Source organism: Bradyrhizobium sp. 157 (genome assembly GCF_023073815.1).
GTDB lineage: Bacteria > Pseudomonadota > Alphaproteobacteria > Rhizobiales > Xanthobacteraceae > Bradyrhizobium.
In genome coordinates this window covers 1-6,076 of sequence record NZ_JADPKF010000115.1, presented here as the reverse complement: position 1 = coordinate 6,076, position 6,076 = coordinate 1, and the positions used below count along the sequence as shown (strand labels likewise).

General features: G+C 62.3%; 3 protein-coding genes and 1 pseudogene. 1 reads left to right on the top strand and 3 read right to left on the bottom strand.

From position 1 onward, the window contains the following. Positions 1 to 548 precede the first annotated feature (548 nt). Positions 549 to 1,943, top strand: coding sequence for a site-specific integrase (locus IVA95_RS35530; protein ID WP_247514750.1), 1,395 nt, complete (start codon positions 549 to 551; stop codon positions 1,941 to 1,943). A 294-nt stretch (positions 1,944 to 2,237) separates the two neighbouring features. Here IVA95_RS35530 and IVA95_RS35525 read toward each other — a convergent pair whose 3' ends face one another. From IVA95_RS35525 to IVA95_RS35515, 3 genes and pseudogenes are all read right to left on the bottom strand, one after another. Then, the gene (locus IVA95_RS35525) at positions 2,238 to 3,602 is read right to left on the bottom strand and encodes an HlyD family type I secretion periplasmic adaptor subunit (protein WP_247514749.1); all 1,365 of its coding nucleotides are present in this window, start codon (positions 3,600 to 3,602) and stop codon (positions 2,238 to 2,240) included. A 22-nt stretch (positions 3,603 to 3,624) separates the two neighbouring features. Next, entirely contained in the window at positions 3,625 to 5,445 is a 1,821-nt protein-coding gene (locus tag IVA95_RS35520; protein ID WP_247514748.1) for a type I secretion system permease/ATPase, read from the bottom strand. A gap of 11 nt (positions 5,446 to 5,456) precedes the next feature. Next, positions 5,457 to 6,076 (bottom strand): annotated as a pseudogene (locus IVA95_RS35515) (hypothetical protein); the annotation flags it as partial.

The following is a 6,076-nucleotide window of genomic DNA, read 5'->3' as shown; positions in this document are numbered from 1 at the left end:
TTTGGGCGCAGCGGGCTCAGTTCCAGCAACGGGCGGTTGGTGCGCAACCGCCCGTTCGCACATTCTGCCAAATTTTCTGGACACAAGGGCGCAGGGAAGGCCGGGTGCTGGCTGGCACCCGCGGTCTCGTATGCAAAGATGCGCAAAGAAACGCACACGAGCATACAGGTATCAGCCGAAACAACCGGCCTTCCCTGCGCAATGGTTTGACGGCTTATGCCGCGCTCTCCCTGGAGACGAATTCCTTTTGCCTCCATCGCCGGCCAATTAGCGGCTCGCATCGCCCGGTTGAGCTTTGCAAACCTCCGCCGGCTTGACACCAGCCACGGGTGCCAGGACCACACGTCTATATTTTGGTATTCGGTGAAACACGCCGAAACTAAGAAACGCCTTTAAAATAAGCCCTTTTCGCCTAGCCTGTTTCAAGGTGCTTCGGCGGGTTTCGCCAAATCTAGGGCCCGGCCCCAAGCCTTTCAGTGCCCTCGCAACAGACTGAAAGCCTCAAAGCCGAGCCCCTTTGGTCTCAACCCTTAGGAGCCGAAACCGAAATGGATAGTACCACGACCGCCACATCCGCCAGCAAGCGCGCCCGCAATGGCAGCGTCATTCTGACCGATCGCCTTTGCGAGAAGCGGGTCACCAAACGGGTCAAAATCTACGACCGCAAATGCCCTGGCCTCTACGTCAGCATCACGACGGCCGGAGTGGCAACATTCTCATTCAAGTTCACCGATCCGGAGACCGGCAAACAATGCACCGGCTGGCTCGGCGTCTACAATCCCGAGACGTTTGCCGTCGAGGACGCCCGCAACAGGGTTTACAGCCTCAGGGGCTCGGGTGCTGCGGCGGTCGCCGAAACCTTCCGCGACCGGAAAGCGCAACAGGCGAAGCGCGGCAAGACCGTCAACAAGATCATCGAGGAGCGGATCGAGTGGATGAAGACGCCGGTTCGCAAGCCGGACGGGGAAATGCGATCCCGGCTGGAAAGCTGGGAAAATACCGCCAGCCACTTGCGGCGCTTCATCAGCCCAAGGCTCGGCAAAAAGCTGCCGAGCGAAATCACCAAGCATGACATTGCCACCCTGTCGAACGATATCGTAGCGGGAAAGTTCGGGGTTCCTTCGGTCAGCAATGCGCGGCATATGCGCAAGGCGGCCTCGGGCCTGTTCAGTTGGGCAGCGGAAGCCGGCCGCGACTATGTAACCGCCAGTCCTTGCGTAAACCTGCCGAAGCTCGACCCGGAGCATCCGCGCACGCGCGTTCTCTCGGCCGACGAGATCAGGATTTTCTGGCACGGCCTCGATCGTGACGATCTGCCGTGGGATCGCCGGACGAGGCTCGCGCTCAAATTCGAGTTGGTTACCATGTTGCGGTCGGCTGAACTGCTCGGCGCGCATCGCGACGAACTGTTCGATCTTGACGGCGAAAATCCGCGCTTCGATGTACCTTTGAAGCGCGTCAAGAAGCGGCGGGTTATCCAACAGCCGCTTTCCGATCTGGCGGTGGAGATCATTCGCGAGGCGCTAACCAGCGACAAGCAGCAATTCGTGTTTGCCAGCCCGCTCGGCGACCAGCCGATGAACCGCAAGGTGATGGCGACCGCGCTGCGCGGCACCAAGGGCAAGGGCAAGGTGAAGACACCCGGCATCTGCGCACTGCTCGGATTGAAGCCGTTCACGCCGCACGATTTGCGCCGGACGGCGGCGACCCTGGCTGGCGATCTCGGCTTTGATGATGCGTGGATAGCGAAGTGTCTTGATCACGCTGCGAGCAAGAAATCGGAGCAGATCGTGCCCACCGTCACCGGCAAGGTCTACAACCACTCCAAGCGGATGAAGGAGAAGCGCGCGGTGCTGGACGGCGTCGCAGCGGAGCTTCGGCGGATCATCGGAACGCCTGCATCAATCCAGCAAGCGGAAACCGGACTGCGTCTAGTTGCCTGACATTTCAGCCCGATCTCATCTCTGGGTCGGGCTTTTCTTTTGAAACACGCTGAAACGCGCCATTGGGCTACTGGTACGTTTACGGGGCGCGCGGGGAAAGGGGCCGGTGCCCTTGCGTAAACGCATAGGCAGCCGTTCGGCGCCAGGCACGCCCTGGATCGTTTCGCTGCATCGGCTTGCCCGTAACTGAAAACATCAACAGCTTCGGTAAGAGGCGCGGAAGCGCATCCAGATAATCGTCGCCATTCAGCGACTCGCGGTGCTCGGGATTGACGACCAGATTGCTCGTTCCATTCAGGTTTCGCGGAAAGCGCGGGAGAAGCTATCGAAGGCCGGCTTCATGATGTACTCGAAAAACGTACGCTCTCCGGTCTTGATGTAGATGTCGGCCGGCATGCCGGGTGTCGGGATGAATTCAGGCATGTGCTTGAGAATATCGTCTTGGTCTAGGCGCACCCGAACCATATAGAATTCCCGATGCGTGTCACTCGCAGGGCGTGTTTCGGCCTTGATCTGTACCGGCTCCGTCAACGCGTCCGCCGACACGTAGATGACGCTCGCGCCGACCATGGGCGTGATGCGCTGGTTGAGCGCCGACAGCCGCACCAGCGCCTCCTGACCTACGCTCACGTGCGAAATGTCCTTGGGACTCACATGTGCCTCGATGACGCGCTCTTCGCCTATCGGTAGGAGCTCAAGCAGCACGGCGCCAGGAGAGACGACGCCGCCCGGTGTATGGAAGTTTCTCTTCACCACGATGCCCCGGACCGGCGAGCGAACGTCGACGCGGTCGACGACATCCTGCGCGGCGCGAATCTGCTCCTCCACGTCATCCAGGTCCGCTTCGGTCTCGCGCAGCTCCTTGATCGCATCCCGGAGCGCCGTCGAGTGGAGCTGGGCTATTCTTTCGTTCGCCTGAGCGATCCTCTCCTTTGAATCGGCAATGCGACCAAGATACTCGCCGAGCTCTCCCTCGAGACTCGCCTCGGAGCGTTGCAGCGCCAGCACATCCGACTTGCGGACCAACTGCTGGCGAAGAAGCGAATTCTTGTCCTTCAGCTCTTCGGCGAACAACGCAATACGCTGTTGGGTGGACTGCACTTGAGCCTGGTATCCGCGGATGCTTTCCTCCAGCCCGGCGATTTGCTTCATGAGTACGCTTTCCTGGGTCACGAGACTAGTCCGGCGTGCCCTCAGTTCGGCACGTTGCCGCTCAAGAACCGCTTTGATTTCCGGATCACGTGCGCTCGCGATGAATGCTGCGGGAGTTTCGATTGTCTCTGAAGAGCTCATTTCAGCTTCGAGACGCGCCTTCATGGCGAGCAGCCGATACTTTTTTAAAACCAACCGCCTCAGCTTGGAGTTGGCAGCGGTGTCGTCCATGCGAACGAGCACCTGGTTCGCCTCCACGGCATCACCGTCCTTTACCGCAATCTCGCGGATGATGCCGCCCTCGAGGTGCTGCACCAGCTTGTTCTGTCCGGTAGCCACGAACGTGCCCGAAGTGACGACCGCACTGTTCAGTGGAGCGACTCCGGCCCAAACACCGAAACACCCGAGCCAAACGACCAGCATGGCGAGGCCGGTGAAGATGGGCCATTTGGCGCTCAGCGGAACGCCGCGGTACCACTCACCGGTGCTGTCCTTTTTTGCTTTCATGCTGTCCTCCCGCGCGGTCACCTCACGGGCCAGAGGATTCGATGCGTTGAGGCTGCTCCGGCTTACCTGCGGCGGCCCCGCCGGGCGACCGAACCAGGCGATGCAGCACGTCGCTCGGAGATCCGAATGCTTCGACCCGTCCGGCCCGCAGGATGAGCACTTTGTCCACGCTGTTCAGCAGCGCAGGGCGCAGGGTTACCACCACCGCGGTGACCCCCCGCTTCTTGGCGCGCTGCAGGGTCTCGGTCAGAGCCAGCTCCCCCGCCGCGTCGAGATTCGAGTTGGGCTCGTCGAGGACGACAAGGCACGGATCACCGAAGAATGCCCGGGCGAGCGCGATGCGCTGCTTCTGGCCCCCGGAGAGCGGCCCGCCGCCGCGGTCGAGCACGGTCTCGTATCCTTGCGGCAGCTGACAGACCATGTCGTGGATGCCCGAGAATATCGCCGCCTCATAGATGCTCGCGTCGGGCAGGTCATCCCGCATGCGGCAGATGTTCTGCTTGATCGTCCCGGGAAATAGCTCGACCTCCTGCGGCAGGTAGCCGGTATATTCGCCAAACTGGCGGCGATCCCAGTTGCGCAGCTCTGTTCCGTCCAGCCTGACCTTCCCGGCGGTCGGCACCAGACAGCCCACCAGAATACGCGCGAGGGTCGACTTGCCCGACCCAGACGGTCCGACAATGGCAAGAGACTCTCCGGGCGCGAGCTCGAGCGACACGCTATTGAGCACCGGCTCCTTCGAGCCGGGCGGCAAATACAAGACCCGATCCACGGTCAGGCGCCCTTGCGGCTTGGGCAGGCGCAGCTTCGGCGTCTCGCGCTGGAATGACTCGACCGCCTGTTTGACACGCGCATAGGCCGATCGCGCCTGAACGCAGCTGCGCCATCCCTCGATCAGGCCCTCGAGCGGCTGCAGGGCACGGCCGACGATGATTGCGGCCGCGATCATCATGCCGCCGGTGATCTCGGCGTTGAGGGCAAGATAGGCGCCCACGCCCAGGATCGTGATCTGGGTCACGAGCCGGACGAATTTCGACGCACCGCTGATCCAGAAATTCCGGTCAAGGGCCTGGCTCTGCACCGTCAGGGCCGGCGCCTGCCGGCGACCCCAATGAAGAATGCTCTCGCTCAGCATTCCCATCGCATTGATCACCTGCGAATTTCGCGCCAGCGACTCGGCCGCCGCATCGGCCTCAGCAGCATGCAGGCCTGCCTCGCTCAGACGCTCCGACGTCGCTTTCTGGTTGAGCACCGCAATCAGCACCAGTGCCAAGCCTGACACGACAGCGATTAAGCCGAGATCTCGGTGAATGAGAAATATGACTCCGAAGTAGAGGGGCGAGAGCGGCGCGTCCATCAGCATAAGCATGACGGGGCTCGAGATGAATCCCCGCACCTGGTGAAGGCTCCGAATCGCCTGGATGGTCCCGCCTTCGCCGGCCCTGGCGTTGTTGATGCTGCTCGCCAGCACTGCACCGCCGAGCACCGCCTCCATCTTGGTCGCAAAACGCCCCAGCACCTGCCGACGCAGAATGTCGATGATCGAGAGGATGCCGATGAACGCCAGCGCGAGAGCCGAGAGCATCAGCAGTGTTTCGAGGCTGCGGCTCGTCAGCACGCGATCGGAAATCTGGAACAGGTAGATCGGCAGCGTGAGCATCAGCAGATTCACGACGACCGAAAATGCAGCGACCGCAATCAGGTTCGTGCGCGCGACCGAACGCCAGGTGGCCAGCGGGTTGACAGGTCCAACATGGTCGCGGGCCTCGCCGCCGGGTGTGACGCGAAGGTGATCTGCAGAATGGCTGCGCGGCGGATTGTCCAATATCTCGACGGCCGCCATGTTCGCCCCCGCTATAGGATAGCAAGTTCAGGGTCTGTTGGCTGATTCGTATCCGCGATCTCGGGAGGCGGCGGCGCAGTGTCAGACGCCGACGCGGCGTCGGCCGAAGACCCGGTATCCTGCGGGGGAACTGCGCTATCGCTGCTAAGGTTAACGCCGTAATCGGTGTACTCGGTTCCCGTGTGCAGAGCGTTTTCTGGTGGCGGTGGCTCATCGTTCAAGGCGATCACGTCGCCTGCGGCCTCATCGACCGGCGCCGCATCCGCAACAGCGTCGCTGGCCGCGGTCCCGGTGTCGGCCGGATCTGACACGTCGCTGGTCGGATCGCTCACGGTGGCAGCTGTTGTCGTCGGCGCCGGCTCGGTCGTCTCAACGACCGGCGCCGCATCCGCAACAGTGTCGCTGGCCACGGTCCCGGTGTCGGCCGGATCTGACACGTCGCTGGTCGGATCGCTCACGGCGGCAGCTGTTGTCGTCGGCGCCGGCTCGGTCGTCTCAACGGGCGCCGCATCCGCAACAGTGTCGCTGGCCGCGGTCCCGGTGTCGGCCGGATCTGACACGTCGCTGGTCGGATCGCTCACGGTGGCAGCTGTTGTCGTCGGCGCCGGCTCGGTCGTCTCAACGGGCGCCG